Below are 1,217 nucleotides of genomic sequence, written 5' to 3'. Positions count from 1 at the left end.
CGCCGCTGCCGCCGCGCCGGCCGGCCGAGTTCGCGGCGTCGCTTGCCGCCGCCCCCAACGCGTCGTTGTTCACGAACCGGAGCGGCCCATGAACATCCGCCAGTTCCTCGCCTGCACCCAGTCCACCTCGGCGGGGCGCCGGGCCGAGGCCGCCTCCGCGCTGACGCGGGCCTACCTGTACGGCAACCTCGAGGCGGATGCCGCCTGGGAGGCCAAGACCGCGATCCTGGCGCTGCTCGACGACCCGGCCCCGGTGGTGCGCCGCGCCATGGCCGAGGCCTGCGCCGCCTCGGCGCGTGCGCCGCGCCCCCTCGTCGTGGCCCTGGCCTCCGACCAGACCGAGGTCGCCTGCCTGGTGCTCGCCGCATCGCCGGTCCTGACCGATGCCGACCTCGTGGACGCCGCCGCGATGGGCTGCGAGACGATCCGCGCGACGATCGCCGCGCGCCATCACCTCTCGCACGCCGTGGCCGGGGCCCTGGCCGAGATCGGCGGCGGCGACACCCTCGCGGTGCTGGCCCGCAACCCGACGGCGCGCATCACCACGGGCCGCATGCTGCGCATGGTCGAGCGCCATGGCGGCGACGCCGGCGTGCGCGAGGCGCTGCTGGCGCGGGCGGACCTGCCGATCGAGGTGCGCCACGCCGTCGGCGCCCGGCTCGCCCGGACCCTGTCGGACTTCGTGACCGCGTGCGGCTGGCTCTCGCCCGACCGCAGCGCCCGGATGAGCCGCGAGGCCGGTGAGCGCACGGTGCTCGAGCTCTGCGACGGCGCGGGCGCCGCCGCCACCGCGCGGATCGTCAAGCACCTGCGCATCACGGGCCAGCTCAATGCCGGCCTGATCCTGCGGGCGATCTTCTCGGGGCAGATGGCCTTTGCGGAGACCGCGTTCGCCGACCTCACCGGCCTGGAGCACGCCCGCGTCGGCACGCTGCTGCGCGAGCCGCGCGGGATCGCCGACCTGCATCGCCGCGCCGGCCTCGCCGAAGCGCTGCTGCCCGCGGTGGTGGCCGCGCTCTCGGCCTGGCGCGAGGCCGCCGACGGCACCAGCACGTTGCGCGGCGTCGGCCTGTCGCGGCGGATGATCGAGCGGGCGATCACCGCCTGCGAGGACATGCCGTTCTCTGAGATGCAGGGGGTGATGGCGCTGCTGACGCGCTACGAGGCCGAGGCCGCCCGCGACGAGGCCCGCGCGGTCGCCCGCGCCATCGCCGAGG

1 protein-coding gene is annotated in these 1,217 nt (G+C 76.5%); it reads left to right on the top strand.

All coding sequences use genetic code 11. The annotated features are described in order from the left end of the window. Positions 1 to 88: 88 nt before the first annotated feature. A partial coding sequence (locus tag FV230_RS28490) for a DUF2336 domain-containing protein (protein WP_147844748.1) occupies positions 89 to 1,217 on the top strand: 1,129 nt, incomplete at its 3' end.

Source organism: Methylobacterium sp. WL6 (assembly GCF_008040095.1).
Classification (GTDB): Bacteria; Pseudomonadota; Alphaproteobacteria; order Rhizobiales; family Beijerinckiaceae; genus Methylobacterium.
The sequence above is the reverse complement of the archived record's forward strand: the minus strand, read 5'-3'. Positions and strand labels throughout refer to the sequence as shown.